The organism is Streptomyces sp. NPDC004051, from assembly GCF_053604275.1.
Genome location: NZ_JBSGHG010000037.1, coordinates 14,010 through 39,958, shown reverse-complemented (window position 1 = coordinate 39,958; position 25,949 = coordinate 14,010). Strand labels below are relative to the sequence as shown.

26 protein-coding genes are annotated in these 25,949 nt (G+C 71.5%); 4 read left to right on the top strand and 22 right to left on the bottom strand.

Annotated features, from left to right (window positions below):
* Positions 1–29: 29 nt before the first annotated feature.
* The 7 genes from ACWEQO_RS28470 to ACWEQO_RS28440 form a co-directional block, all read right to left on the bottom strand.
* On the bottom strand, positions 30–941 hold the full coding sequence (locus ACWEQO_RS28470; RefSeq protein ID WP_452985743.1) for a DUF2510 domain-containing protein: 912 nt from the start codon (positions 939–941) through the stop codon (positions 30–32).
* A 227-nt stretch (positions 942–1,168) separates the two neighbouring features.
* Entirely contained in the window at positions 1,169–1,339 is a 171-nt protein-coding gene (locus ACWEQO_RS28465) for a hypothetical protein (protein ID WP_452985735.1), read from the bottom strand.
* A 62-nt stretch (positions 1,340–1,401) separates the two neighbouring features.
* Positions 1,402–2,340 (bottom strand): LysR family transcriptional regulator, encoded by a 939-nt coding sequence (locus ACWEQO_RS28460; protein ID WP_452985734.1) that lies wholly within the window; start codon positions 2,338–2,340, stop codon positions 1,402–1,404.
* A 30-nt stretch (positions 2,341–2,370) separates the two neighbouring features.
* Positions 2,371–3,099: a helical backbone metal receptor gene (locus tag ACWEQO_RS28455; protein WP_452985733.1), complete on the bottom strand. Its 729-nt coding sequence runs from the start codon at positions 3,097–3,099 to the stop codon at positions 2,371–2,373.
* Positions 3,096–3,665 (bottom strand): helix-turn-helix domain-containing protein, encoded by a 570-nt coding sequence (locus ACWEQO_RS28450; RefSeq protein ID WP_361459301.1) that lies wholly within the window; start codon positions 3,663–3,665, stop codon positions 3,096–3,098. Before ACWEQO_RS28450 ends, ACWEQO_RS28455 begins: the two co-directional genes overlap by 4 nt.
* 430 nt (positions 3,666–4,095) lie before the next feature.
* The gene (locus tag ACWEQO_RS28445) at positions 4,096–6,717 is read right to left on the bottom strand and encodes an ABC transporter permease/substrate binding protein (protein WP_452985732.1); all 2,622 of its coding nucleotides are present in this window, start codon (positions 6,715–6,717) and stop codon (positions 4,096–4,098) included.
* The gene (locus ACWEQO_RS28440; protein ID WP_361459297.1) at positions 6,710–7,798 is read right to left on the bottom strand and encodes a quaternary amine ABC transporter ATP-binding protein; all 1,089 of its coding nucleotides are present in this window, start codon (positions 7,796–7,798) and stop codon (positions 6,710–6,712) included. Before ACWEQO_RS28440 ends, ACWEQO_RS28445 begins: the two co-directional genes overlap by 8 nt.
* A gap of 229 nt (positions 7,799–8,027) precedes the next feature.
* On the opposite strand from ACWEQO_RS28440, the gene ACWEQO_RS28435 reads away from it, so the two are divergent.
* From ACWEQO_RS28435 to ACWEQO_RS28420, 4 genes are all read left to right on the top strand, one after another.
* Positions 8,028–8,957 carry a 5'-3' exonuclease gene (locus tag ACWEQO_RS28435; protein ID WP_361459418.1) on the top strand — a complete coding sequence of 310 codons (930 nt, stop codon included), beginning with the start codon at positions 8,028–8,030 and terminating at the stop codon, positions 8,955–8,957.
* 90 nt (positions 8,958–9,047) lie between these two features.
* Complete coding sequence (locus tag ACWEQO_RS28430; protein WP_452985731.1) at positions 9,048–9,899, top strand: siderophore-interacting protein; 852 nt, start codon at positions 9,048–9,050, stop codon at positions 9,897–9,899.
* Positions 9,900–10,057: 158 nt separating this feature from the next.
* Entirely contained in the window at positions 10,058–10,345 is a 288-nt protein-coding gene (locus ACWEQO_RS28425) for a hypothetical protein (RefSeq protein WP_361459293.1), read from the top strand.
* Between the two features lie 19 nt (positions 10,346–10,364).
* The gene (locus ACWEQO_RS28420; RefSeq protein ID WP_452985730.1) at positions 10,365–11,318 is read left to right on the top strand and encodes an RluA family pseudouridine synthase; all 954 of its coding nucleotides are present in this window, start codon (positions 10,365–10,367) and stop codon (positions 11,316–11,318) included.
* Here the strand turns inward: ACWEQO_RS28420 and ACWEQO_RS28415 are convergent.
* From ACWEQO_RS28415 to ACWEQO_RS28345, 15 genes are all read right to left on the bottom strand, one after another.
* On the bottom strand, positions 11,312–12,889 hold the full coding sequence (locus ACWEQO_RS28415; RefSeq protein WP_452985729.1) for a cytochrome P450: 1,578 nt from the start codon (positions 12,887–12,889) through the stop codon (positions 11,312–11,314). The two genes, ACWEQO_RS28420 and ACWEQO_RS28415, sit on opposite strands and share 7 nt — an antisense overlap.
* 93 nt (positions 12,890–12,982) lie before the next feature.
* Entirely contained in the window at positions 12,983–13,603 is a 621-nt protein-coding gene (locus ACWEQO_RS28410) for a GTP-binding protein (RefSeq protein WP_361459287.1), read from the bottom strand.
* On the bottom strand, positions 13,584–13,988 hold the full coding sequence (locus ACWEQO_RS28405; RefSeq protein ID WP_452985728.1) for a DUF742 domain-containing protein: 405 nt from the start codon (positions 13,986–13,988) through the stop codon (positions 13,584–13,586). The genes ACWEQO_RS28410 and ACWEQO_RS28405 overlap by 20 nt, the downstream gene beginning before the upstream one ends.
* On the bottom strand, positions 13,985–14,392 hold the full coding sequence (locus ACWEQO_RS28400) for a roadblock/LC7 domain-containing protein (protein WP_202279050.1): 408 nt from the start codon (positions 14,390–14,392) through the stop codon (positions 13,985–13,987). Before ACWEQO_RS28400 ends, ACWEQO_RS28405 begins: the two co-directional genes overlap by 4 nt.
* Complete coding sequence (locus tag ACWEQO_RS28395) at positions 14,389–16,017, bottom strand: sensor histidine kinase (RefSeq protein ID WP_452985727.1); 1,629 nt, start codon at positions 16,015–16,017, stop codon at positions 14,389–14,391. Before ACWEQO_RS28395 ends, ACWEQO_RS28400 begins: the two co-directional genes overlap by 4 nt.
* Before the next feature lie 463 nt (positions 16,018–16,480).
* Complete coding sequence (locus ACWEQO_RS28390) at positions 16,481–19,336, bottom strand: DEAD/DEAH box helicase (protein WP_361462830.1); 2,856 nt, start codon at positions 19,334–19,336, stop codon at positions 16,481–16,483.
* A 59-nt stretch (positions 19,337–19,395) separates the two neighbouring features.
* A complete protein-coding gene (locus tag ACWEQO_RS28385; protein ID WP_361462832.1) occupies positions 19,396–20,286 on the bottom strand; it encodes a diacylglycerol kinase in 891 nt (296 codons plus the stop codon).
* A 31-nt stretch (positions 20,287–20,317) separates the two neighbouring features.
* A complete protein-coding gene (gene tatC / locus ACWEQO_RS28380; protein ID WP_361462856.1) occupies positions 20,318–21,187 on the bottom strand; it encodes a twin-arginine translocase subunit TatC in 870 nt (289 codons plus the stop codon).
* Positions 21,188–21,279: 92 nt separating this feature from the next.
* Positions 21,280–21,561 (bottom strand): Sec-independent protein translocase subunit TatA, encoded by a 282-nt coding sequence (tatA, locus tag ACWEQO_RS28375; RefSeq protein ID WP_361462834.1) that lies wholly within the window; start codon positions 21,559–21,561, stop codon positions 21,280–21,282.
* A 231-nt stretch (positions 21,562–21,792) separates the two neighbouring features.
* Positions 21,793–21,987, bottom strand: a complete 195-nt coding sequence (locus ACWEQO_RS28370) for a hypothetical protein (RefSeq protein ID WP_361462836.1) — start codon at positions 21,985–21,987, stop codon at positions 21,793–21,795.
* Between the two features lie 34 nt (positions 21,988–22,021).
* On the bottom strand, positions 22,022–22,315 hold the full coding sequence (locus ACWEQO_RS28365; protein ID WP_361462839.1) for a hypothetical protein: 294 nt from the start codon (positions 22,313–22,315) through the stop codon (positions 22,022–22,024).
* A gap of 61 nt (positions 22,316–22,376) precedes the next feature.
* Positions 22,377–23,372 carry a helix-turn-helix transcriptional regulator gene (locus ACWEQO_RS28360; protein WP_452985726.1) on the bottom strand — a complete coding sequence of 332 codons (996 nt, stop codon included), beginning with the start codon at positions 23,370–23,372 and terminating at the stop codon, positions 22,377–22,379.
* Positions 23,373–23,390: 18 nt separating this feature from the next.
* Positions 23,391–24,344 carry a helix-turn-helix transcriptional regulator gene (locus tag ACWEQO_RS28355; protein ID WP_361462842.1) on the bottom strand — a complete coding sequence of 318 codons (954 nt, stop codon included), beginning with the start codon at positions 24,342–24,344 and terminating at the stop codon, positions 23,391–23,393.
* A gap of 161 nt (positions 24,345–24,505) precedes the next feature.
* On the bottom strand, positions 24,506–24,877 hold the full coding sequence (locus ACWEQO_RS28350; RefSeq protein WP_361462845.1) for an FKBP-type peptidyl-prolyl cis-trans isomerase: 372 nt from the start codon (positions 24,875–24,877) through the stop codon (positions 24,506–24,508).
* Positions 24,878–24,937: 60 nt separating this feature from the next.
* The gene (locus ACWEQO_RS28345) at positions 24,938–25,939 is read right to left on the bottom strand and encodes an FKBP-type peptidyl-prolyl cis-trans isomerase (protein WP_361462848.1); all 1,002 of its coding nucleotides are present in this window, start codon (positions 25,937–25,939) and stop codon (positions 24,938–24,940) included.
* Positions 25,940–25,949 lie beyond the last annotated feature (10 nt).

Here is a 25,949-nt window from a genome sequence, read left to right as displayed (position 1 = left end):
CCCCGGCCCGGCGCGGGTCACGGGACGTGTCACGGGCGGGGGCCGAGGCTGCTGCCCACGCCGCCGCCCGGGTCCGCGTCGCCGACCGCGCGGATGCCCTGGGTGATGCGGTCCATGTCGGACAGGGGCGGGGCGCCCTCGCCGCTCTCGAAGACGTAGCGGACCACGATCGGCGCCTCGGTGCCGACGCTGGACGGGAAGACCAGGGACTGCACATGGCCGCCGGGCCCCTTGCCGGTCGTGACGCGCCAGCGGACGAGGTATCCGGCGCGGCCCGCCACCGCGACCGGGCCGGACTCGACGACCTCGTGGGACTCGATGCCGCCGTAGGGGCTCTGGTCGAGGGCGTCCTCCTCGAAGGCGTCCTCGGCCGCCTCGGAGATGTCCTCCTTGGCGAGCGCTTCCGGGGACGTCTCGTCGGTCGCGGTCACCGTGCGGGAGATGACCACGCCGGAGCGGCAGACACTGCCCTCGCCGGGGCAGTCGTGGGTGCCGGGAGTGGTCATGACGACGTCGGGCAGGCTGACGTGCTGCGGCCGGACCCAGCCGTCGAGGAGCGGGAAGGTGACGCCGTTGAGCTGGTCCTCGACGACGCCGGGGCCGTCGGCGGACGTGGGGGCGCCGGCGGACGCGGACTCCGGTGCGGAGGGCTCGCCGTCCGGCGTGTGGGCGGACACCGCGCCGGTGGGGCCGGTCCCGGCTTCCGGGTCGCCGCCGCCGTCCCCCAGCAGCACCGCGCCGGTGACGACCGCGGTGACGAGCATGCCCGCCGCCGCGGTGAGGGCGATGGCCCGGACACGGCCGGTGCCGCCGGGAGGCGGAGGGACCGGTCCTCCGGGGCCCTCGGGGGCGCGCCGGTGCTCGGTCCAGGCAGCGCCGTCCCACCAGCGTTCCAGATGCGGGGCGTGCGGGTCGGGATACCAGCCTGGTACGGGCGTCATGCTCATCCGGGCACTGTAGGGGGAAAGCCGCCACAGACCCCAGCTCGACGGGAGGCGCACCGTTCCTGAAGACCGAGCAGGAGTGAGCCCGCCGGCCCCCGGGGCGGCGAGACGCATCTTGTGCGTGCTCCGGGCCCGGGAGGCCCCGTGGCCGGAGGCCGCTATGGACACCGCCTGTGCGACCTGGCCGTTGAGGACGGCCGGAGGTGACGGGAGGTCCTGAACCATCACGCCGGTGAGCGGGGGCCCCGCTCACCGGCGTCGGCGAGGAAGGACGGCATGGCGGCCGGGCCGCTGATCGGCATCAGCGCGTACGCCGGCTGGGTGCCGGGCGTGCAGCGGCACCCGGAGACGGGCGAGGACCCACGCGTCGTACGCCCTCCGGTCCGAGCGGTCACGCCACTTCGACCCACCCGCCGCGCTCCTCGGTCCTCTCCCCCGGTGTGCGGCGGACAGGTGCTCAGCCGCGGGTCAGGGTCAGCAGGTCGCGGGCGGGGCCCGTGGGGCGGTGGCCGGTCGGCCAGACCGCGCGGAGGTCGCGGGCCAGGGCTATGCCGTGCACGGGGATGCGGATCAGACGGCGCATCGCCAGCTCCTCGCCCACGGCCAGTTCGCTGAGGACGGCCGGGCCGGCACCGCTCACCGCGGCGGCCTTCACCGCGGTCGTGGACGACAGTTCGATCAGCGGTCGGGCCAGCCCGCCCAGGGCGGTGTCCAGGACCTGCCGGGTGCCGGAGCCCTTCTCGCGCAGGATCAGCGGGGTGGTCGCCAGTTCCCCGACGGCGAGCGGGCGACGGCGGCGGGCCCAGGCATGCGTCGGTGCCGTCACCACGATCAGCCGGTCGTGGGCGATCACCGCGGAGTCCAGGCCCGACGGCACCGTCACCCCCTCCACGAACCCCACGTCCGCCTCGTCCGACAGCAGCCGCTCCGCGACCGAGGCGGAGTTCCCGGCCAGCAGCGACACCGCCGTGTCCGGCCGCTGCGAACGCAGCGCGAGCAGCCAGCCCGGAAGCAGGTACTCGGCGATCGTCATGCTCGCCGCCACCCGCAGCCGTGAGTCCCGGCGGTCCCGCAGTGCCTGCGCCCCCGCGTCGAAGGCCTCCGCCGCCTCCACGATCCGCCGGGCCCAGTCGGTGACCAGCGCGCCCGCGTCGGTCAGCCGCGACCCCCGCGGTGAGCGGTCCACCAGTGCCATGCCGAGCTGTCGCTCCATGGACCGGACCCGGCTGCTGGCCGCGGGCTGGGTGATGCCCAGTTCGCGTGCCGCTCCGCCCAGGCTCCCGATCCGCGCCACCGCCAGCAGCAGTTCCAGCGCTCCGAGGTCCGGGACCCGGTGGGCCAGGGTCGCGGCGGTCACGGACCTGGGTGCCGCACGGCCGCCGTCCGTCTCACTCATAAGGTCAGCTTATGCCCTGCCGGCGGGGTGTCAGCGGCGCACCGCCCGCAGTTCCCGGGACAGCACCGTCGCGGCCTTCGCCAACGACGGCCCGTACCAGGTGAGATACCGGCCCCCGACCATCGCGCACGGCACCCCCGGGAAGGCGTCCGGGCCGTCGTCGGCGGTGAAGCGGTAGGGCTCGTCGGGCAGCACGACCAGATCGGGGGCCGCCGCGCGCAAGGCGTCCAGGGGGACGCGGGGATAGCGTTCCCGGTGATCCGCGTACAGGTGGTCGACGCCGAGGCGGGACAGCAGGTCACCGGCGAAGGTGTCCCGGCCCAGCACCATCCAGGGCCGCCGCCAGACGGGCACGACCGCGGTCCGGCGCGTCGTCGGGGACGCCACGGCGTCCCAGGCCGCTTCGGCCTCGTCCAGCCACCGGGGGCGCGTGTCCACGCCGCACGCCGTGAGCACCCCGGCCAGCTCGCCGAAGGCCTGGGGCAGCGTCCGCACCTCCGTCACCAGCACCTCGAGGCCGGCCGCGCGCAGGTCGGCGAGGTCGGACGGGCGGTTCTCCTCCTCGTTGGCGATCACCAGGTCGGGGGCGAGGGCGGCGATCCGTTCCACCTTCGGGTTCTTGGTGCCGCCGATCCGCACGACGTCGAGACCGGCGGGGTGGGTGCACCAGTCGGTGGCGCCGGCCAGGGCGCCGGGGGCGGAGAGCGCCACTGCCTCGGTCAGGGACGGGACGAGGGAGACGATCCGCGGGGAACTCATCGGCGCGGCTTGTCCCGGACCGCCTCGATGTGCTCCGCGACGGCGACGACGATCAGCCGGGTCTCCGCGACCGTGGCCCGCCACCGGTGCCGGACGCCCCCGGTGAGGTACAGGGTGTCGCCGCGGCCGAGGCGGTAGGCACGGCCCTCCGCCTCGATCTCCACGGCGCCGTCCGCCACGTACATCAACTGGTCGTTGCGGAACTGGAATTCGCGCCCGGCGTCATGGTCGCCAGTGAATTCAGAGGCGTGCATCTGGTGATGACCGCGCACCAGGGACCGGACGCGCGGTGCGAGCAACGGCTCGGTGTCCTCCGCGCGGACGACGTCGACGCTGCACGCCGGGTCGGCGGCGGCGAGCAGTTCCACCGCGGTGGTGCGCAGGGCGTCGGCGACCTTCTCCAGGGAGCTCTGGCTGGGACGCGCGCGCTCGTTCTCGATCTGGCTCAGGAACGGGACCGACAGACCGCTGCGCTCGGCCACCACGGCAAGGGTGAGGTCCAGCGCCCGGCGTCGCCGCCGCACGGCCGCGCCCACCCGCAGAGGCTGCTCCTTGTGGTCGCCCATCGCCCCGGCTCCCTCCTTCGCCCGTCGTCCCGTACCCGGTGCGTGCGCCGCTGTCCGGCGCACTCCTTCTTTTGAGCTGTCTGCACCCTACGCATGTTCGGCACACCGTTTCAGGCGCCTGTCACGTCGGCGTCCCGGGCGATCGCGCACGACCCCGCGGTTCACGCCGGCCGGGACTCGGCCCCTTCGGTTCGAGGTGCGCGGGGTGCCAGGTGTTTCCACCATTGTCGCCCGAAGTGGGGCGGGAGGTCACGGGGAGGCGCCCGAAGGCCCGTGGGAGGCTCTCGCGACGGGTGATCGTCCGGGTCCTCACCGTGTTCCGGACGCGCCCGAGGGGCGGGCCCGGCCCCGCTGTCAGGTGCGGTGCCGGGCCCGCCCCTCGGGGCGGCCGGTGGCGGCCGGCGCGGTGGTCACCGCGCCGGCGTCGCCGTCACTGCGGGGTCATGCGCCCCGGCACGTCCGGGTGTTCCTCCAGCCAGGCGGCGACGGCTTCCTCCTCCTTGCCCTGGCCGCGGTCCTTGATCTCCTTCTCAAGCGTGCCGAGTTCGTCCTCGCTCATCGTGAATCCCTTGATCCACTTCGTGAGTTCGGGGTACTGCTCGGGGAACTTCTTGCTCGCGATGGTGTGGATGGTGTTGCTCTCGCCCCAGGCGCCCTCGGGGTCCTCCAGCTTGGTCAGCTCGTACTCGCTGTACGACCAGTGCGGCGACCAGAGGGTGACCGCGATGGGCTCCTTCTTGGCGTAGGCCCGCTTGAGCTCGGCCAGCATCGCCGGCGAGGAGCCGTCGACGACCTTGTACTCCTTGTCCAGGCCGTAGGCCGGCAGGACCTTCTTCTTGAGGAGGTCCATCTGGCCGGTGCCCGGCTCGATGCCGACGATCCGCCCCTTGAACAGGTCGGCCTTGCCCTTGAGGTCCTCGAGCGACGTGACGTCCTTGACGTACGAGGGGACGGAGACCTCCAGCGAGACCGGTTCGTACCAGGTGCCGAGGTCGGTGAGCTTGTCCTTGTTCGGCTCGTAGAAGTTCTTCTGCGAGTGCGGCAGCCAGGCGTCGAAGTTGAGGTCGAGATCACCGGTGGAGAGGCCCGTGTAGACCGGCCCGACGTCCATCTGCTTCAGGTTCAGCGTGTAGCCGCGCTTTTCCAGGACATTCTTCCACAGGTAGGTGATCGCGACGTCCTCCTCCCAGGGGAACCAAGCCACGTCCAGCGGACGCTTCGCCTCGGCGGGAGTGTCACCGGAACCGGACGACCGCACGGGCGCGAGCTTGTCGACGACGCCCGGGTTGCCCTTCAGCCAGGCGCGGACGGCGTCCTGCTGCTTGCCCTTGCCGGCCCTGTTGATCTCGGCCTCCAGGCTGGTGAGTTCCTCCTCGGTCATCGAGAAGTCCTTCAGCCACTTGCCGACGGTGGGGTGGTCGGCGGTGAAGTCCTTGCGGGCCAGCGAGTGCACGCCGTCGCCCTCGCCCCAGGAGCCCTTGGGGTCCTTCAGCTTCTTCAGATCGAAGTCGCTGTACGCCCAGTGCGGGGACCAGAGCGTGACGACGATCGGTTCCTTCTTGCTGTAGGCCCGCTTGAGCTCGGCCAGCATCGCCGGCGTGGAGCTGTCGACGACCTTGTACTCCTTGTCCAGGCCGTACTCCTTGACGACCTTGTCCTTCAGCAGGCCCATCATTCCGGCGCTGGACTCGATGCCGGTGATCTTCCCGCCGAAGGTGCCGGCCTCGCCCTTGAGGTCCTCGAGGGAGTCGAAGTCCTCCATGTAGGCGGGTACGGCGAGTTCGAGCGACGTCTCCTCGTACCAGGTGCCGAGGTCCTCGAGCCGGTCGCCGTACTTCTTCCAGTACTCGGCGTGGGTGGTGGGCAGCCAGGAGTCCGTCTGGAAGTCGATGTTGCCCTGCGCGAGCGCGGTGTAGAGCGGGCCGGCGTCGAACTGCGTGGCCTCGACCTCGAAGCCCCGCTGCTCCAGGACCTCCTTCCACAGGAAGGTGGAGGCGACGCCCTCGTCCCAGGGGATGTAACCGATGGAGATCTTCTCGCCCTTGCCGACGTTCTTGCCGTCGGCCGTGGTGTCCGTGCCGCCGGCGGCGCCGCCGAAGATGCTCATGCCGCCGGCCACCAGGGCGAGGACGACGACGCCGATCACGGCGACCTGCGGACGCGGCCGGTAGGACCAGATCGTGAGCCCCTGCGCGGCGCGGGCCTTGGCTGCGGCGCGGCGGCCGAGCGGGGACACCTGGGTGCCCAGGGCACTGGTCATGCGGTCGAGGTAGATCGCCAGGATGACGATGGCGAGGCCGGACTCGGCACCCAGGCCGATGTTGAGCTGGCCGATGGCCTCGATGACCGCGCCGCCCAGACCGCCGGTGCCGACCATGCCGGCGATCGCGGCCATGGACAGCCCGAGCATGATCACCTGGTTGACGCCCGCCATCACGGTGGGCAGCGCCAGCGGCAGCTGGACGCGCAGCAGCGTGTTGCGGGGCGTGGTGCCGAAGGCCTCGGCCGCCTCCACGAGGTCCTTGTCGACCTGGCGGATGCCCAGCTCGGTCATGCGCACGCCCGGGGCGAGCGCGAAGATCAGGGTGGCGACGATGCCGGGGGCGGGGCCGGTCCCGAAGAAGAGGATCGCCGGGATCAGGTAGATCATCGCGGGCAGCGTCTGCATGAAGTCCAGGACCGGCCGCACGGCGGCGCTGACCCGGTCCGAGCGTGCCGCCCAGATACCCACGGGCACCGCGACGACCAGCGCGATGACGGTGGCGACGATGACCAGCGCCAGCGTGACCATCGAGTCCGCCCACAGCTCCATGGAATCGAGGAAGGCGAATCCCAGGAAGGTGAGGACACCGGCGAGGGTGCCGCGCAGCCAGAAGGCGATCAGCGCGAAGATGCCGCAGAGGATCAGCGGTTCGGGCGCCTGCAGGACGGCGTTGACACCGTCGTAGGCGCCGGTGAAGACCGCCTTGAAGAAGTCGAACAGCCAGGTCACGTTGTCGAGCAGCCAGTCGACGCCGCTGTTGACCCAGTCGCCGAGCGGAACCCTAGGCACGGGCCATCACCTTCTCGCCCTTGCCCCGCTGGGAGTCGCAGCTGCCGGGGGCGGCCTCCTCGTCGCCGATGAAGCCCACGAGCCGCTGCCGGGGCACGACCCCGACGACCGCGCCCTCGCCGTCGAGGACCGCCACCGGGTGCGCGGCGCGGGCGCTGATCGCGCACAGCTCGGTGAACGGCGTCCGGGGCGTCGCTGTCTCGCAGTCGCAGTCGGCCTCGTCGCCGCGCACCTCCTGGTCCATCACGGCGCCGGCGGTCAGCACCCGGGAGCGGTCGACGTCCTGGGTGAAGGAGGCGACGTAGTCGTTGGCGGGACGGATCAGGATGTCCTGCGCGGTACCGATCTGCACGATGCGGCCGTCCCGCATCACCGCGATGCGGTCGCCCAGGCGCATGGCCTCGTTGAGGTCGTGGGTGATGAAGACGATCGTCTTCTTCAGCTTCTTCTGCAGCTCCACCAGCTGGTCCTGCATGTCGCGGCGGATCAGCGGGTCGAGCGCGCTGAAGGACTCGTCCATCAGCAGCAGGTCGGCGTCGGTGGCGAGCGCGCGGGCCAGCCCCACCCGCTGCTGCATACCGCCGGACAGCTCGTCGGGCCAGGACTTCTCCCAGCCGGCCAGGCCACACAGGGCGAGCGCCTCGTCGGCGCGGCGTTCGCGCTCGGCGCGGGGCACGCCCTGCACTTCCAGTCCGTAGGCGGCGTTCTCGCGAACGCTGCGGTGCGGGAACAGGGCGAAGTGCTGGAAGACCATGCTTATCTTCTTGGAACGGACGTCGCGCAGTTCCCGGTCGGACAGCGCGGTGAGGTCCTCGCCGTCGAAACGCACCTGCCCTGCGGTCGGCTCCGACAGCCCGTTGAGCATGCGCAGCAGGGTGGACTTGCCGGATCCGGACAGGCCCATGACGACGAAGATCTCGCCCGGTTCGACAGTGAACGAGGCGTCGATGACGGCGGCCGTGGTCCCCTGGCCGCGCAGCTCCTCACGATCGGTCTCGTCGTTGCGCAGTCTCTCGACCGCCTGTCCCGGTCTCCTGCCGAACACTTTGTACAGATGTTCGGCTTCCAGTCTGGTTGACACGCGCACCTCTTGGCTCGACGACAAGGCAGGAGCGACGCTCGGCGGTAGGCTCACGCGGTTCTGAACAGTTGAACCTGCAACCGGCATCGCTCCGTGCCCGCGCCTCCCCGGTTTCGGCCAAGGCAAACGTGTGACCTGCTTCACAGAGGGAGCGCGTGACGCGACGCGTCGCGCATCCCGCCCCCGCCGTCGTGCGGCCGCGGGGGCGCTGTCGGTGGCGTACGGCATGATGCGGAACGTGACCGGACGACTCATGCTCCTCGACACCGCCTCCCTCTACTTCCGCGCCTACTTCGGCGTCCCGGACTCGGTCAGGGCCCCGGACGGCACGCCGGTGAACGCCGTGCGCGGGCTGCTCGACTTCATCGACCGCCTGGTCAGGGACCACCGGCCGACCGATCTGGTGGCGTGCATGGACGCCGACTGGCGTCCGAAGTGGCGGGTGGAGCTGATCCCCTCCTACAAGGCGCACCGCGTCGCCGAGGAGCGCCCGGCGGGCCCCGACCAGGAGGAGGTGCCCGACACCCTGTCCCCGCAGGTGCCGGTCATCGAGGCCGTCCTGGACGCCGTCGGCATCGCGCGCGTGGGGGTCGCCGAGTACGAGGCGGACGACGTCATCGGCACGTTCACCGCGCGGGCGCGCGGTCCGGTCGACATCGTCACCGGCGACCGCGACCTGTACCAGCTGGTGGACGACGCGCGGGGGGTGCGGGTGCTGTATCCGCTGAAGGGCGTCGGCACGCTCCAGGCCACCGACGAGGCCGTACTGCGCGAGAAGTACGGGGTCGGCGGCGCGGGGTACGCGGATCTGGCGCTGCTGCGCGGCGACCCGAGCGACGGACTGCCCGGCGTGCCGGGCGTCGGGGAGAAGACGGCGGCCAAGCTGCTGGCCGAGTTCGGCGACCTGGCCGGGATCCTGGCGGCGGTGGACGATCCGGGGGCCCGGCTCACGCCGACCCAGCGCAAGCGCCTCACCGAGGCGCTGCCCTACCTGGCGGTCGCGCCCAGGGTCGTCCGGGTCGCGGACGACGTACCGCTCCCGGACGTCGACACGGCGCTGCCGCGGGCGCCCCGCGACCCGGACGCCGTGCGGGCGCTGGCGGCCCGCTGGGGCCTGGGAGGGTCCCTGGAGCGACTGCTGACGACCCTCGCGCGGTAGGGACCGGGCCGGGGCGGCACGCGGGCGGGAAGTGTTCCCTGGGCAAAGATGTTAGGTTAGGTAAACCTAACCGAGCAACAGGGAGCCTCCATGGCAGAGCGACCGGGACGCCAGCCGCGCAAGCCGCACTCCGGGCAGGTGATCCGCACCGAGCAGCTGACCCCGCACATGCGGCGCGTGGTGCTGGGCGGTGACGGTCTGGCCGACTTCTCGGCGGACACGGCCACCGACCACTACGTGAAGCTGCTGTTCCCCGCCGAGGGCGTCGTCTACCCGGAACCGTTCGACATGAAGCGGATCCGCGAGGAGTTCCCGCGCGACCAGTGGCCGGTGACCCGGACCTACACGGTGCGCCACTGGGACGCCGAGCAGCGTGAGCTGACCCTGGACTTCGTGATCCACGGGGACGAGGGGCTGGCCGGTCCGTGGGCCCTGCGGGTCCTGCCGGGCGAGACCGTGTTCCTCATCGGGCCCGGCGGCGCCTACGCTCCCGACCCGGCCGCCGACTGGCACCTGCTGGTGGGCGACGAGAGCGCGCTGCCCGCGATCGCCCGGTCGCTCGAGGCGATGCCGAGCGGGGCCAGAGTGCATGCCTTCGTGGAGGTCGACGGCCCCCAGGAGGAGCAGAAGATCGACTCCGAGGCGGCGGTCACCTGGCTGCACCGCGGGGACCGCCCGGTCGGCGAGGCGCTGGTGGAGGCCGTGCGGGGCCTGGAGTTCCCCGAGGGCCGGATGCAGGCCTTCGTCCACGGAGAGGCGCACTTCGTCAAGGAGCTGCGCCGTCTGCTGCGGGTCGAGCGGCAGATCCCGCGCGAGGACCTCTCGATCTCCGGCTACTGGCGGCGCGGTCACAACGAGGACGGCTGGCAGGCCTCGAAGCAGGAGTGGAACACACAGGTCGAGGCGGAGCAGGAGCAGGCGCCGCAGCGGGCGGCCTCCTGACCCTCCGCGCTCGCGCCCCGGACCGGCGGTCTCCGGTCCGCCCGGCCGGAACGGGGCCTTGCGCGGCGACTCCGGTCGGGTGAACCCTGGAGCCCGCGCCGCGGTGGGCGGCGTGGCGAGGCCCGCCGGGCCGGGGGGCTGACCGAGGATCCGGGCGCGTGGCAGACACCTTCGAAGAACTTGTGGCCAAGCAGCGCGCGGCGGACGAGGCCCATGTCCGCGTACGCCATCTGGAGGAGACCTACGGCCCTCCCACCCGGACCAGGTGGAGCGGGCAGCAGACCAGCACCTGGGAGACCGCCTGGCGGGCCTGGCGCGACCTGGCCCGGGACGTCCAGCTGGCGGTGAGCGAGTTCGCGCGGGCCGAGGGAAAGCCGCGCCATGTGGTCGAGGCGGAGGTCAGGCAGGCGGTACGGCACGAGGAGCAGGGCGGGGCCGACACATAGGGCCGTAGCCTTGGCCCTCGTGAGACGCAGACGCCGCACCCTCCCGCCCTCTCCGCTGCCGCAGCGCGACGGTGTGGATCCGGTGCGGCTGCGGCTGCCCGCGGCGGGACCGGGGGCCACCGTGCGGGAGCACCTGGTGGCCCGGCTCCCGGTCGGCGCCGGTGTCGTCGACGGCATGTTCGACGCGGGGCTGATCGTGGGGGCGGACGGACGGCCCGTACCGGCGGACACCCCCTACGCGCCGGGGCTGTACGTGTGGTTCCACCGGGAGCTGCCCGCCGAGGTGCCGGTGCCCTTCCCACTGGAGATCGTGTACCGGGACGAGCACGTCGTCGTCGCCGACAAGCCCCACTTCCTGGCCACCACGCCGCGCGGCAGCCACGTCGCCGAGACCGCGCTGGCGCGGCTGCGCCGCGAGCTCGGCATCCCTCTGCTGAGTGCCGCGCACCGCCTCGACCGGCTCACCGCGGGGCTGGTGCTGTTCACCGTGCGGCCCGAGGAGCGCGGCGCGTACCAGACGCTGTTCCGGGACCGGCGGGTGCGCAAGGAGTACGAGGCCGTCGCCCCGCACGACCCCGCGCTCGCCCTGCCCCGGACCGTGCGCAGCCGGATCGTGAAGGAACGCGGGGTGCTGACCGCCCGCGAGGTCGAGGGGGAGCCGAACGCGCTCAGCCGGGTCGCGCTCCTGGACCACCGGGCGGACGGACTGGCCCAGTACCGGCTGGTGCCCGGGACCGGGCAGACCCATCAGCTGCGGGTGCACATGAGTGCTCTGGGCGTGCCGATCCTCGGCGATCCGCTGTATCCCGAGGTGACCGCGCCCGTCCCGGCCGGTGATTTCCGGCGTCCGCTGCAACTGCTGGCACGGACGCTGGCGTTCACCGATCCGGTGACGGGCGTGGAGCACCGGCTGCACAGTCGCCGGACGCTCGCGGCCTGGACCTCGTACGAGCGGTGGGCCGCCGGTCAGTGACCGCCCCACCACCGCAGGAAGCGAGGCCAGGCGCCGGCCGGGCGGGCGGGTTCGGCGGTCGCCGCAGCTGCCGCGGTCGCCGTCGGTTCCGCCGCCGGCCCGGCGGGCTGTGGTGCGGACGGGGCCGGGGAGCGCGGCGCGGGGACGTCGTGGTGCCCGAACGACTCGGGCCGGTCGGCCGTCCCGGGGCGGGCGGCGGGCGACGGCGCGGCCTGCTGCTCCGGTTCGGGGTCGCCGATGTGCCAGGTGGGCCGCGGGGTCGGCCGGTGGTCGTGGTTCGGCTGCTGGGTCACCTCCTGGGGCGGCCTGGGCATGAACTGGACGGGCAGCTCGATGAGATGCCGTGAGGCGATGGACTCGGCGTGGCGCAGGTCCGCGTCGTCGACGTCGAGCTCGAGGTCGGGCAGCCGCATCAGCAGCGCGTCGACGCCGACCTCGGCGATGGCACGCCCGATGTCCTGTCCGGGACACTCGTGCGGGCCGCCGCCGAAGGCGAGGTGAGAGCGGTTGCCCTGCATGTGGGCGGTGGGGTCCGGGCGTACCCGCGGGTCCACGTTGGCCGGGGCGGGTGCGAACAGCAGACCGTCGCCCTTGCGGATGCGCTGGCCGCCGAGTTCCGTCTCCTGCTTGGCGAAGTAGGCGAAGATGGTACTGAACGGCGGTTCGTCCCACAGCAGTTGCTCGACCGCCTCCGGTACCGTCATCTGCCCGCCGTTGAGCTGGGCCCGGAAACGCGGGTCGACCAGCACCGTGCGCAGCACGTTGGCGAGGAGGTTGGCCGTCGACTCGTAGGCGGCGATGAGCACCACCCGCAGGTGCTCCCTGACCTCGTCGTCGGTCAGCCCGGCCGGGTGGGTGACGAGATGACTGGCGAAGTCCTCCCGCTGCTCCGCCCTGCGGCGCGCGGTGAGCCGGCTCAGGGCGCCCATGACGTACTCGTTGCTGGCGATGGCGGTCTCGGTGCCCCTGAGCATGTCGCGGGCCGCCTCGACCATCCGGTCGTTGTACTCGTCGGGCATGCCCAGGACGTGGCACATCACGGCCATCGGCAGGTGCTCGGCGAACTGGCTGACGACCTCGGCCTTGCCCACTTCGCAGAACCGGTTGACGAGACGCTGGGTGCAGCGGTTGATGTGTCGGCGCAGACTGCGGAAGTCGATGGTCGACACGGCGAAGTCGATCACGCCGCGCAGCCGCTTGTGTTCGTCGCCCTCGGCGTGGGCGCACATCGGCTGCCAGGCGATGTGCGGCATCAGCGGGTGGTCGGGTTTGACCAGGCCGTCCCGGAGCGGGGACCAGATACGGCTGTCCTTGGTGTACTGCGCGGGGGTGCGCACCATGTGCAGGTTCTCGGCGTGGCCGAGGACCACCCACACGGGCACGTCGTCGTGGAGCAGCGCCGGGGCCACGGGGCCGTGCTCGGCGCGGAGTTCCTCGTACAGCTTCTTCAGGTCAGCCGACTCGTGCAGCCGGGGCAGGCCTCCGGGACCCAGGCCGTGCGCGGGGCAGCCGGGGGGTGGGCCGGGCCGGGGGGCGTCCGTTCCGGCCGGGTAGTGGGATTCAGGCGTCACAGTGGTGGCTCCGGAAAAGGAGGGAGAGCAGGGGGCGGGGGGACGAGCCGGCTCGGGGCACACGGCGCGAAGGGGCCGGCCGGAGGGCGGGTGTCAGGCGAGCGACCCCGTCATGGCGAGCGAGTGCAGGAACCGCATCAGGGTCATCAGGACGTCCCGGCTGGAGGCCCGCCGTCGAACATCGCACTCCATGATGGGAATGTCCTCGGACAGATCGAGTGCCGTACGCAGATCCTTCAGCGGGTAACGGGGCGCGTCCGGGAAGGAGTTGACGGCGACGACGAACGGCACCCCACGTTCCTCCAGCCGTCCCATGACGTCGAAGCTGACTTCGAGGCGCCGTGTGTCGACCAGTACCACCGCGCCGAGCGCTCCCTCGAACAGTCCGTTCCACAGGAACCAGAACCGCTCCTGGCCCGGGGTGCCGAAGAGGTAGAGCACCAGCTGGTCGGTGATCTTGATGCGGCCGAAGTCCATGGCCACCGTGGTGGCCGTCTTGGTCGCGGAACCGAAGTTGTCGTCGACTCCGACGCCGGCCTGGGTCATGGTCTCCTCGGTGGTCAGCGGCTTGATCTCGCTGACCGCCCCGACCATGGTCGTCTTGCCGACCCCGAACCCGCCCACGACGACGATCTTCGCCGCGGCCTCGGCCGTGTGCGGCAGCTGATCCTCGGTCCGTGGACCCGGGATGGTCTCAGAGCCTTTGAAGTCCATGCATCACCGCTTCGAGAAGGGAACGGTCGGGGAGCGCCTGACGGACGATCGGGGCGCGCGCCTGCACCAGTTCCGCCGTCAGCATCTCGGTGAGCAGCACGGTCACCACGCTGAACGGCAGGCTGAGATAGGCCGAGAGCTCGGCCACGGACAGGGGGGCGGCACAGAGCCGGAGCAGTGCCGCCTGCTCGGGCGTGGCGGAGGGCGGCGGGTCCTCGACCCGCGCCACGATCAGCGTGACGAGGTCGAGGTTCGCGCGGTTCCCGTCCGCCCCGGCGACGACGTACAGCCTTTCCGGGTTGGGCAGTTCGCCTTCATCGGTCCGGACCGGTTCCGGCGGGGGGCCCTCCCTGGGGGTGCGCCTCTGGCGTTGCGGAGGCGTCATACGGTCTGCCCGTTCCGGCGGGGCGGGCTGGTGAGGTGGGCGCCGATGCGGACGACGAGGTCGCGCATCATGGCCCCCATCCGCCCGGGTTCGCAGGTCATGTCGGAGAGCACCGCGAGGTAGGCGTTGGCGCCGGCGGCCATCAGGTAGAAGTAGCCGCCGTTGATCTCGATGATCACCATCTTCATCTCACCGTCGCTGCGCGGGAGTTCCCCGGCGACGGCGCCGGCGAGGCTCTGCACGCCGGCGCAGGCCGCGGCGACCCGGTCGGCGGCGTCCGGCTCGCCGCCGTAGCGGGCGATGCGCAGGCCGTCCGCCGAGAGGACCACGATCATCTCGACGCCGGGTACGCCGTCGGCGAGCTCCTTGAGCATCCAGTCGAAGTTGGCACGTTGCTGGATCACTTCAGGTCCCCCTCGTCGTCGGCCTCGGTACGGGCCGGTTCGTTGATCAGGTGCAGGTACGCGGTCGGGTTCCGGGTGAAGTCGGTGGGGTGGACGCCGGGTTCGAGGTCCTTCTTCAGGCCGTCCCAGAACGCGTCGACCCACAGACCGGGTTCACGGTCGTCCTTCGGCTTCGCGGGCTCGGGCGTCGCCCAGGGGGACCGGACGGTCTCACCCCGTTCGGCGGCCTCCCGTTCGGCCCGTTCGGCGGCGGCCTGTTCGGCGTACCGCTGGGCCAGCGGGGTCTTCACCCTGCTGCGGCGCTGCGGCAGGCCGCCCGCGGTCCACTCGGTGACCACGGGGACCTCGTCCTCCATGGAGACGGTGGTGGGGATGGTCGGGCTGGTGGGGCGGCGCTTCTTGGGGGCGCGCTTGGGGCCCGGGAGCGCGTCGATCTGCATGGGCACCGCGGTCGCCCCGATGCCGTGGGCGAGGCCGACGCCGGGTTCGGTGGTCATCATGTCGCTCGGCACGACGAGGACGGCGCGGACGCCGCCGTAGGCGGAGGCGCGCAGCGAGACCTGCATGTCGTAGCCGGAGCAGAGCCGGCCGATGACGGCGAGGCCCAGGCGCGGGCTCACCCCGAGGTCCTGGAGGTCGACGCCGGCCTTGGCCTGCTCCAGCTTGGTCTCGATCCGGTTCCGGGCCTGCTCGTCGAGGCTGACCCCGGCGTCCTCGATCTCGATGGCGACGCCGGTCTGCACCTCGATGGCGGTGACGTGGACCTTGGTGTGGGGCGGCGAGTACCGCGTGGCGTTGTCGAGGAGTTCGGCGACGGCGTGGATGACGGGCTCGACGGAGATGCCCTTGATGTTGACCTTGGCGATGGACTTCAGGTCGATGCGGCGGTACTCGAGGATGCGGGACATGGCGCCGCGCAGCACGCTGTAGAGGGCGACCGGCTGGGGCCACTGGCGTCCGGGGCGGCCGCCGCCGAGTACGGAGATGGAGTCGGCAAGGCGGCCGATCATCGCGGTGCCGTGGTCGATGCGGAGCAGGTCGTCGAAGACCTCGGGGTTGCGGCCGTGGTCCTCCTCCATCTCCCTCAGTTCCTTGGCCTGCTGGTGGACGATCGCCTGGACGCGGCGGGCGATGCTGACGAAGGAGCGCTGGGAGGAGTCGCGCAGTGCTTCCTCGTCGTCGATGATCTTCAGCATCGTCTTGAGGAGCTTGATCTGGTACTGGGGCAGATCCCGCCAGGCCGGGTTGACCTCCTTGAGGTGGAGGAGCACTTCCCTGGGGGTGTTTCCGCGGTGCAGGAAGTCCAGGGCCTCGGGTACGACGGCGTCCGTGAAGTGCAGCGTCTCCGTGTCGTGGGCGGCGATCCGCGCCTCCAGATACGCACGGTGACGATCGTGCCCGGCGCGCTCGTCCCGCAGGAGACGGCCGCGGCGTGCCACCTCGGCCGCGGCGGCGGTCACCAGCAGGGTGGCGACGGCACCGCACACGCCGACGGCGGTCCGGGCGGGCTCCGTCACCAGGGCGACGGCGGCTCCGGCTACCGCGGCCATCAGTATGGCGGGGAGCAACAGCACGCGCGCATAGGGAAGTTCACGGCGAACGGGCGGGGATTGGACACTCACCATGTAGGCCTCTGAAACGAATCGGCTGGTGGTCGGGGGACGTACGAGATGTGCTGGATCGGGAAACCACAGAAGACATCAGCACAAGGGGGAACAGGCGCACGAATTCATCCCAACTCGGTGCGCTGCGGGCGAGCCTAGTCCGACCGGATCATCGCCGTGTCATATTCGGCAAGTACCGGAAACGGCCGGTGGGACAGGGGTACTCTCGAACCCATTTACACGCCGTGATTCCGGTCGAACACCCTGCGTCACGACGTACGGGTGTGCGGTGTTCACTCACCGTGAAGGGTGAAGGGCGCCCGCACCGCGCGGTGACGCCAGGAAGGGGCGAGGCGCCCGGAGCGCACCGGACACGGAAGCCCGGTACGCGGTGAAGCCCGGCGCGCACGGAGCGCGCCGGGCTTCACCGGGTACCGGGCGGGCCGGTCCGGGGCCGGGCCGGCGGGGTGGAGCGCCGGGGCGGTCAGCCCACGGACGAGTAGGCCACCACTCCCCTCAGCAGCGCGTCCACCGCCCTGCGGGCGTTCTTCGCGACCGTCGAGCCCTCCACCGCCGGTGCCGCGGCCGAGATCTGGCCCAGTACGTCGATGACCTGCTTGCACCAGCGCACGAAGTCCCCCGCAGGCATCTCCGCCTCACGCAGCACCTCGTCCAGGCCCTTGCCGGACGCCCACATGTAGGCGGCCCAGGCGAAGCCGAGGTCGGGCTCGCGCTGCCCCACGCCCTCGGTCTGGGTGATCCGGAAATCCTCCTCCAGGGCGTCGAGGCGCCCCCAGATGCGGACCATCTCGCCGAGCGCGGCCTTGGCCTTGCCGGTGGGCACCTTGGGCGCCATCGCGTCGTCGCCGACCCGGGCCTCGTACACCAGCGCCGAGACACAGGCGGCCAGTTCGGCCGGGCCCAGCTGCTCCCAGACGCCCTCGCGCAGGCACTCGCTGGCCAGCAGGTCGAGCTCGCCGTACAACCGGGCGAGCCGCTTGCCGTGCTCGGTGACCTCGTCGCCCCGCAGATAGTCCAACTCGGTCAGCAGGCCGACGATGCGGTCGAAGGTGCGGGCGATGGTGTTCGTCCGGCCCTCGATGCGCCGCTCCAGCTGTGCGGTGTCCCGCCGCAGCCGGTGGTAGCGCTCGGCCCAGCGGGCGTGGTCCTCCCGGTCGTCGCAGCCGTGGCACGGATGCGCCCGGATCTCCTTGCGCAGCCGGGCGATCTCCCGGTCGTCGGCCGCCTGGGAACGCCGCTTGCGGTGCCGGTCCGGCTCGATGTGCCCGGCCTTGGTGCGCAGGGCGGACGCCAGGTCCCGACGGGACTGCGGTGAGCGCGCGTTGAACGACTTGGGGATGCGCATCCGCTCCAGCGCCTCGACGGGCACCGGGAAGTCGATCGACGCCAGCCGCTTGACCTGCCGCTCCGCGGTCAGCACCAGGGGGCGCGGGCCGTCGTGGTACTCGATGCCGCGGTGGCCGCCCGCACGGCCCGCGGGCAGCCCCGGGTCGAGGACCAGCGCCAGCCCCGCGTACTTGCCGGTGGGCACGTGGATGACGTCACCGGGCTTGAGCTTCTCCAGCGCGACGGCCGCCTCCGCGCGCCGCTGCGCCACGCCCTGGCGGGCCAGCTCCGTCTCCCGCTCCTTGAGGTCGCGGCGCAGCCGCGCGTACTCCTCGAAGTCACCGAGGTGGCAGGTCATGGAGGCCTGGTAGCCCTCGAGGCCCTCCTCGTTGCGCTGCACCTGCCGCGAGATGCCGACCACCGACTTGTCCGCCTGGAACTGCGCGAACGACGTCTCCAGCAGCTCGCGCGAGCGGTGCCGGCCGAACTGCTCGACCAGGTTGACCGCCATGTTGTACGACGGCCTGAAGCTGGACCGCAGCGGATACGTGCGCGTGCCGGCCAGTCCCGCGAGGTGCTCGGGGTTCATGCCGCGCTGCCACAGCACGACCGCGTGGCCCTCGACGTCGATGCCGCGCCGGCCGGCCCGGCCGGTCAGCTGGGTGTACTCGCCGGGGGTGATGTCGGCGTGCTGCTCGCCGTTCCACTTGACGAGCTTCTCCAGCACCACCGAGCGGGCGGGCATGTTGATGCCGAGGGCGAGGGTCTCGGTCGCGAAGACCGCCTTGACCAGGCCGCGGACGAAGAGTTCCTCGACGACCTCCTTGAACGTCGGCAGCATCCCCGCGTGGTGGGCCGCGATGCCCCGCTCCAGGCCCTCCAGCCACTCGTAGTAGCCGAGGACGTGCAGGTCCTCGGCCGGAATGGAGGCGGTGCGCTCCTCGACGAGGGAACGGACCTGCTCCCGCGCCTGGTCGTCGTTGAGTCTGAGGCCCGCGTACAGGCACTGCTGGACGGCGGCCTCGCAGGCGGCGCGGCTGAAGATGAAGGTGATGGCGGGCAGCAGGCCCTGGGCGTCGAGCCGCTCGATCACCTCGGGGCGGCCCGGTGTCCAGACCCGGGAGCGCTGTCTGCGCTCACGCTCCCGGTCCGCCTCGCGCATGGCGCGGCCGCGGCGCCGGTCGCCCCACGACGGGCGGGTCGCCTCCATCCGGGCCATCCGCACGAGGTCGGGGTTCACGGCCTTCTTCTGCCCCTCGCCCTCCTCGAACAGGTCGTAGATCCGCCGCCCGGCGAGCACGTGCTGGAACAGCGGCACGGGCCGGTGCTCGGAGACGATCACCTCGGTGTCGCCGCGGACGGTGTCCAGCCAGTCGCCGAACTCCTCGGCGTTCGACACCGTCGCCGACAGGGACACCAGGGTCACCGACTCGGGGAGGTGGATGATCACTTCCTCCCAGACGGCGCCCCGGAAGCGGTCGGAGAGGTAGTGCACCTCGTCCATGACCACGTACCCGAGGCCGAGGAGCGTCTGCGAGCCCGCGTACAGCATGTTCCGCAGCACCTCGGTGGTCATCACGACCACGGGGGCTCCGGAGTTGACGCTGTTGTCGCCGGTGAGCAGACCGACCTGGTCGGTCCCGTAACGGCGGCACAGATCGGTGTACTTCTGGTTCGAGAGCGCCTTGATGGGCGTCGTGTAGAAGCACTTCTTGCCCTGCTGGAGGGCGAGGTGGACGGCGAACTCGCCGACGATCGTCTTGCCGGAGCCGGTGGGCGCGGCCACCAGCACGCCCTTCCCCGCTTCGAGCGCCTGGCAGGCCTCGATCTGGAAGGGGTCGAGGCCGAAGTCGTACATCTCGCGGAAGGAGGCGAGTGCGGTGGCCTGCTCCGCAGCGCGCCTGCGTGCTGCCGCGTACCGCTCGGCCGGTGAGAGGTCCTCTGTCATCGTGCTCCCGAGCGTACCGGGCCGCACTGACAACAGGACGATCATTATCCGGATCCGTTCCCGTCGGGCCCGCGGTACGCCCAGCTCAGGGGCTCACGACCGGCTCAGGGCCCCACGACCCGGACCGCGCCCCGGACACAGCGCGCGGTCAGCGGCAGCGGCCCGACCGGCTCGCCGTCCGCGTACCCGGTGACCTCCTCGGCCGCCAGCTCCACCCGCGAGGCCCGGAACACGCTGACCTCTGGAAGGTGGACGTGGGCGCCCCGGTACACCGTCGGGAACACCCGCAGCAGCCTGGCGCGGCCGCAGTCGCCGACCACGGTGACGTCGAACAGCCCGTCCGTGAGGTCGGCGCCGGGACAGATCCGCATGCCGCCGCCGTACGACGCCCCGTTGCCGACGGCGACCAACGTCGCCTCGACCTCGCGGACGGCGCCGTCGTCGAGGGTGATCCGGTACGGGATCGGCCGCAGCGCCGCGAGTTCGGCGAGGACGGCGAGGTCGTACTTGAAGCGCCCCGCCGGCAGCCGCATCCGGTTGCCGCGGTCGTTGACCCGGGAGTCGAACCCGGAGGCGAGGACGGCTCCGAACCAGCGGTCGCCGACCCGTCCCAGGTCGATGTCGCGCACCCGCCCGCACTTGAGGGCGTCGGCGATCATCCGGCCCGCGGCGGCCGGTTCCCGCAGGGGCATGCCCAGGGAGCGGGCGAAGTCGTTGCCGGTGCCGACGGCGACCAGGCCGAGCGGGGTGCCGGTGCCGACGACGGCCTGCAGGGCCAGGTTCACCATGCCGTCACCGCCGACGGCGATCAGGGCGCCGGTACCCTGCTCGACGGCGTCCCGCGCGCGGGCGAGGGCGTCCGCCGCGTCCTCGCCGAGCACGGTCCGCACGGAGAAACCGGCCGCACGCAACGCGGAAGCGGCCGGTCGCGCCGCACGGGCGCCCCGGCCGCGACCCGCGGTGGGGTTGACGAAGAGGGTGATCTCGCTGGTCACGGGAGTGACCTTACGAGGTTCGACCGGCTCCTCAGGTCACGTCGTCATAACCGTTGACCCGGTCCCTGGTCGCCTGCTCGGGCACGGCGGCCACGGGTTCCACCGGGTCGACGGCCGCGGGGGTGAGATCCAGCTCGGATGCCTCGTCGTCGGCCGGGCCCACAGACTCGTTACGGGCGCGTCGTTTGTCGTTGAGCAGCGAGAACGCCACAGCAGCGAAGTAGAGAAGGATGATGGGACCGGAGAGCGCGATCATCCCCACGGGGTCCGTCGTGGGCGTCGCCACCGCACCGAAGACGAAGACACCCATGACGACACCCCGCCACCAGCCGACCATGCGCCGGCCGGAAACGATACCGACCATGTTCAGCATGATGAGCATGAGAGGAAGCTCGAAGGCCAAGCCGAAGATCAGCACCATCCTGATGGTGAAGTCGAGGACCTCGTCGAGCGACAGGATGTTGGCCGATCCCCCGGGCGTGAGGCTGAGAAGCACCTTCACACTGATCGGCAGGATGACGTACGCCAGGTAGGCACCGCCCGCGAACAACGGGACCGCAGCCGAGACGAAGATGTAGGTGTACTTCTTCTCGTGCCTGTGCAGTCCGGGGGCCACGAACGCCCAGAGCTGATAGAGCCACACCGGGCTGGAGACGACGAGGCCGGCCATGAGGCTCACCTTGATCGTCGTGGTGAACGGCGACGTCAGGGTATTGAACGACACGATGGCACAGTTGCCGCCGTCGCTGTTCGCCAGATCCTCGCACTTCGGCACCGGCTCCGCGAGGAACTGCATGAGCTGCTCGCTGTAGAACGCAGCTGCGATCATCACCACGATGATCACGGCAACAGACTTGGCGAGCCGATTGCGCAGCTCACGCAGGTGTTCCACAAGAGGCATCCGCCCCTCGGGATCCTTCTCCTGCTTGCGGGCAGACTTGAGCAACCCACGTTCCCATCTCGTGCGGCGGGCCGGGGATCACCGGCCCTGCGTCAGCGCTTGGTCGTGTCCGTCGGCTCCGCGACCGGGCGGGAGCTGGTCACGTCGCCGGGGGCCGCCTGGATGGTGCGCTGTGCCGGGGGCTGCTCGCCGTCGGCCGGCGGATCGGCCGGGGCGGAGGACTTGTTCTCCTCCTTCATCGCCTTCGCCTCGCTCTTGAGGATGCGGGCCGACTTGCCGAGCGACCGTGCCATGTCCGGGAGCTTCTTCGCGCCGAACAGCAGGATGACGACGACGAGGATGAGAATGATCTCGGTAGGTCCGAGCCGTCCCATAAGTCTTTACCTTCTCACCGAGGCGGGTGGGTGGGTGGCTGTCCGACCGGTCGGACAGGTGCCCGAACGACGGCGCTGTCAGCGATCGTAACGCTCAGAGGTAAACCTCCGGCAATCCCCGTGCGTACTTCCGTCCGCGGTCCGGGCCTCGTTCTCCGGGCCGCCTCAGCAGCGTACCTGCCGGTGCCGTCAACTCGACAGGGCACAGCGGGGAGGCCTGTTCCGGGGCGCTCAGAGCGCTTCGGCGGAGCGGGCCGCCCCGGTCGCCGCCCGCTCCAGGTCCTCCGCGGCCCGGCTGATGCGCCGCGCCGAGTCACTGACCTGTCTGCCGAGCCGCTCCGCCTCGACGAAGACCCGTACGGCGAACACCCCGAGCACCACGAGACCCAGGAACCCCACAGCTACCGCGAACATCGGCCAGAACATGGGGTCGAGCCTAGACCGTCCCGTCGCGGAGGTCCTACGCGGTGGAGTGCAGCCGCAGGGTGCTGACCCCGCCGCCGGTGAGCAGTTCGACGACCCTCTCCCCGGCCGGCTTGCGGACCGCGGTCTCGCACGCGGGGCAGGTGAACGAGTAGAAAGTGGTCCGTCTGCTGGCGCCTATGACCAGACGCAGCGCGCTCGCGGCGAGCTCGAAACGCCCCCTGCAGTCCGGGCAGCCCGCCCGGAACACGACCGGCGCCACGCTTCTCATCCCGGAGAACGCGGACGCCACCGTCATGCCCCGAGCACCAGAGGTCGCCGACTCGCTCACAGTCCCCGCTCCTGCCTGTCGTCCTGCCCGCCCCGGACCACGCGTACGGCGCGCGGTCCGCTCATCCGGCCGTCCCGGCCCCGTCGTACGCCGCCAGCGCCTCGCGGGCCGCCCGCCGGGCGCTCTCGGCGAGATCGTGCGGCGCGACGATCCGGCCGTCCCGCCCGAGCCGCAGCGCCAGCCGTCTCAGCGACGCCGGGTCGGGCGTCCGCAGGGTGATACGCAGCCCGCCGTCGGCCAGCTCATCCGCGCTGTCGTGCGGGTAGTACTCGGCGACCCAGCGCCCGCCCGGCCCCACCTCGACCACGACCTCCGGATCCTCCGCGGCCGGCTGTACCAGCCCCTCCGACAGGTCCCGCAGTTCGACCTCGGGCGGCGCGGACGGTTCGTCGAGGATGCGGATCTCGGCGACCCGGTCGAGCCGGAACGTACGCCGCGCCTCGGAGCGACGGCACCAGGCCTCGACATAGGTGTGCCCGACGCTGACCAGCCGGATGGGATCGATCTCGCGCTCGCTGAGCTCGTCGCGTGCGGGCGAGTAGTAGCGGATCCAGAGTCTGCGGCGCTCGGCGATGGCCCGGTCGACGTCCGCGAACACGCCGCCCTCGGACTCGAAGGTCACCGACAGCCGGGAGCTGGCGCCCGCCGCCTCACCGGCCGCCGCCTCCACCTTGGCGGTGGCCCGCAGCAGCGCCTGCCGGTCGCTCTCCCGCAGTCCGGGCAGCGTGGCCACGGCCCGGGCGGCGACCAGCAGGGCGGTGGCCTCGTCGGCGGCCAGCCGCAGCGGCTCGGCCGCCTCCGCCCCGAGCGCGGCCGGGTTGTGCCACCAGATGCGCTCACCGTCGGTGTCGATGTCCAGCAGATCGCCGCCGCGGAAGCTGGTGCCGCACATGGGCAGCACGTCGAGGTCGGAGACCAGCTCGTCCTCGGTGATGCCGAAGGCGCGCGCCACGTCCTCGATCCGGGCGCCGGGGCGCTCCCGCAGATAGGTCACCAGGGAGAGCATCCGCCGGGTCTGGTCGATGGCGTTGACGGGCCTGACCGGTTTGCCTGCCACGTTCTTGTCCGCTTCCCCTCAGCCCTTGGCCACGGCGCGCAGCCGGTCCACCACGTCGGCCCGCAGCTCGGCGGGTTCCAGGACCACCACGTCCGGCCCGAACTCCACCAGCCAGGCATCCAGGCCGTGCCCGTACGGAATCTCCAACTCTTCCCAGCCGTCGCCGAGTTCCCGCACCGCGGTGGCTTTCGCCCGAAGGGGGTACCCCGCCTCGGAGCGCAGCCGGATGCGCGCGGAGCGGTCGGCGCTCTCCCCCGCCCAGCTCGCCACCGTCTCGCGGACGGTGACGACGTCCGGCACCGGGGTGGTGTAACGAGTGCCGCGGGAGCGCACCCTGCCGGTGATCCGGGACAACCGGAACACCCGCTCGGCGCCTCGGTCGCGGTCCCAGCCCGCCAGATACCAGTGGCCCCGCCAGCATTCCAGCGCCCACGGCTCGACATGGCGGGACTCGGGCTCCACCGCGTTGGCCTTGCGGTAGTCGAAGACGACCGGCCGGCGATCGCGGCAGGCCAGCATCAGCGGTTCGAAGGCGGCCTCGTGCACGGGGATGCGCGGCTCGAGCGCGCCGTGCGCCCCGTAGGGGTCGACGTCCTCGGGTAGCCCCGCCGCCCGCAGCTTCTGCAGGGCGCCGCTGGCCGCGCCGGCCAGTCTGGCCTGCTGCCACACCTTGGCGGCCAGCCCCAGCGCGGCGGCCTCCTCCGCGTCGAGGGTGATGGGCGGCAGGCGGTTGCTGTCCCGCCGGGCCAGGTAGCCGACCTCGCCGTCGAGGTTCTCGACGGTCTCGATGACGAGCCCGAGTTCGCGCAGATCGTCCTTGTCGCGCTCGAACATCCGGTTGAAGGCGTCGTCGGAAGCCGCCTCGAGGTAGGCCTCGACGGACTCGCGCAGCTCACGCTTGCTCAGTGGCCGCCGCGTCCCCAGCAGACACAGCGCCAGGTTCATCAGCCGCTCGGCCTTCGCAATGGCCATCGACGCCCTTCGCCTCCCTATGGTGCTCAGTCCGATGACCGTACCGCCCCGTGGTGGCGCGGCAAAAGCCGAGGGCCCATGCCCGGGCAGGCATGGACCCCAAGTGATCGACTCCGGCCGCAACCCGGCCGACGGTGATCAGGCCGTGATCGAGCGGGCGATCACACGCCGAGCAGGTCGACCACGAAGATCAGGGTCTCACCGGGCTTGATCGCCGGGGTCGGGCTCTGGTCTCCGTAGGCGAGGTGGGCGGGGATGGTCAGCTGGCGACGGCCACCGACCTTCATGCCCTGCACGCCCTGGTCCCAGCCCTGGATGACCCGGCCGCCGCCCAGCGGGAAGCGGAACGGAGTGCCGCGGTTCCAGCTGGCGTCGAACTCCTCACCCGTGCTGAAGGCGACACCGACGTAGTGGACGGTGACGGTCTGACCCGCCTGCGCCACCTCCCCGTCGCCCTCCCAGATGTCCTTGATCTCGAGGTCCGCCGGGGGCTCGCCGCCCGGGAAGTCGATCTCGGGCTTGTCGATGCTCACGTCTAACGCTCCTGCTTGTCTACGGAAAGGCGAACACACACAGTCTTACATCACGCGCGGTCACAACTTCGCGAGGATGTCGACCGAGAAGACCAGTGTGGAGTCCTTCTTGATGTCACTGCCCTGCGGCGGGTTGTCGCCGTAACCCAGCTCCGGCGGAATGACGATGAGGACCCGGCTGCCGACCTTCTTCCCGGTGAGCCCCTGCGCCCAGCCCTTGACGACCTGCTGCAGCGAGAACGAGGTCAGCTGCTTCCGGGAGTACGTCGAGTCGAACTCCTTGCCCCCGTCCCACAGCACGCCCTTGTACTGCACGAGCACGCTGTCCTCGGCACCGACCTTCGGGCCGTCGCCCTCCAGCACGTAGCTCGACACGAGCTTCTTCGGGGCGGCCGCGTCGGGCACCTCGATGTCCGGGGCCTTGCCGTCGGTGTTGGTCCCCACCTTGGGCAGACCGGTGTCGTCCTGGGCGACCTCGGTGCCCTCGGCGGAGCTCTTGGCGTTGAACGCGTCCTGCACGTCCACCACGAAGACCAGCGTGTCGGTGCCCTTGATGCCCGCCTGCTCGTTGCCCTGCGTGCCGTACCCCCAGGTGGGCGGGACCGCCATCTCGATCCGGCTGCCGGTCTTCTTGCCGGCCAGCGCGTACCGCCAGCCGTCGATGATGCTGCCCTGGGCCAGCTGGATCGCCAGCGGGCTCTTGCGGTCGTAGGAGTTGTCGAACACCTTCGCGGTGCTCCACACCTGGCCCAGGTAGTGGGCCACCACGAAGTCGTTCTCGGCGATGGTCCTGCCGCCGCCCGCGATGACCGTCTTCACCGCCAGGTCCTCGGACGGCTCGCCGCTGCCCTTCTCGACCGTGGGCTTCTCACCGAACTTCACGCCCGCGGTGATCGCCGGCAACGGACCGTCGACGATCTTCGGCGACGGCGCGGCCGAGCCGTCCGGAGCCGACGGCGAGGCGCTCTCACCGGCCCTGTTCGAATCGGACTCACCGTCGCCGCACGCGGCAAGAGTGACCAGTCCGGCGGGTACGGCAATGAGGAGTGAGCGTCGGCGCACGGTGGGGGCC

Coding starts and splice junctions, on each gene's coding strand:
- ACWEQO_RS28470 (WP_452985743.1), bottom strand. CDS start 941: ATGACGCCCGTACCAGGCTGGTATCCCGACCCGCACGCCCCGCATCTG.
- ACWEQO_RS28460 (WP_452985734.1), bottom strand. CDS start 2,340: ATGAGTGAGACGGACGGCGGCCGTGCGGCACCCAGGTCCGTGACCGCC.
- ACWEQO_RS28455 (WP_452985733.1), bottom strand. CDS start 3,099: ATGAGTTCCCCGCGGATCGTCTCCCTCGTCCCGTCCCTGACCGAGGCA.
- ACWEQO_RS28450 (WP_361459301.1), bottom strand. CDS start 3,665: ATGGGCGACCACAAGGAGCAGCCTCTGCGGGTGGGCGCGGCCGTGCGG.
- ACWEQO_RS28435 (WP_361459418.1), top strand. CDS start 8,028: ATGCGGAACGTGACCGGACGACTCATGCTCCTCGACACCGCCTCCCTC.
- ACWEQO_RS28430 (WP_452985731.1), top strand. CDS start 9,048: ATGGCAGAGCGACCGGGACGCCAGCCGCGCAAGCCGCACTCCGGGCAG.
- ACWEQO_RS28410 (WP_361459287.1), bottom strand. CDS start 13,603: ATGGACTTCAAAGGCTCTGAGACCATCCCGGGTCCACGGACCGAGGAT.
- ACWEQO_RS28405 (WP_452985728.1), bottom strand. CDS start 13,988: ATGACGCCTCCGCAACGCCAGAGGCGCACCCCCAGGGAGGGCCCCCCG.
- ACWEQO_RS28395 (WP_452985727.1), bottom strand. CDS start 16,017: ATGGTGAGTGTCCAATCCCCGCCCGTTCGCCGTGAACTTCCCTATGCG.
- ACWEQO_RS28390 (WP_361462830.1), bottom strand. CDS start 19,336: ATGATCGTCCTGTTGTCAGTGCGGCCCGGTACGCTCGGGAGCACGATG.
- tatC (WP_361462856.1), bottom strand. CDS start 21,187: ATGCCTCTTGTGGAACACCTGCGTGAGCTGCGCAATCGGCTCGCCAAG.
- tatA (WP_361462834.1), bottom strand. CDS start 21,561: ATGGGACGGCTCGGACCTACCGAGATCATTCTCATCCTCGTCGTCGTC.
- ACWEQO_RS28370 (WP_361462836.1), bottom strand. CDS start 21,987: ATGTTCTGGCCGATGTTCGCGGTAGCTGTGGGGTTCCTGGGTCTCGTG.
- ACWEQO_RS28355 (WP_361462842.1), bottom strand. CDS start 24,344: ATGGCCATTGCGAAGGCCGAGCGGCTGATGAACCTGGCGCTGTGTCTG.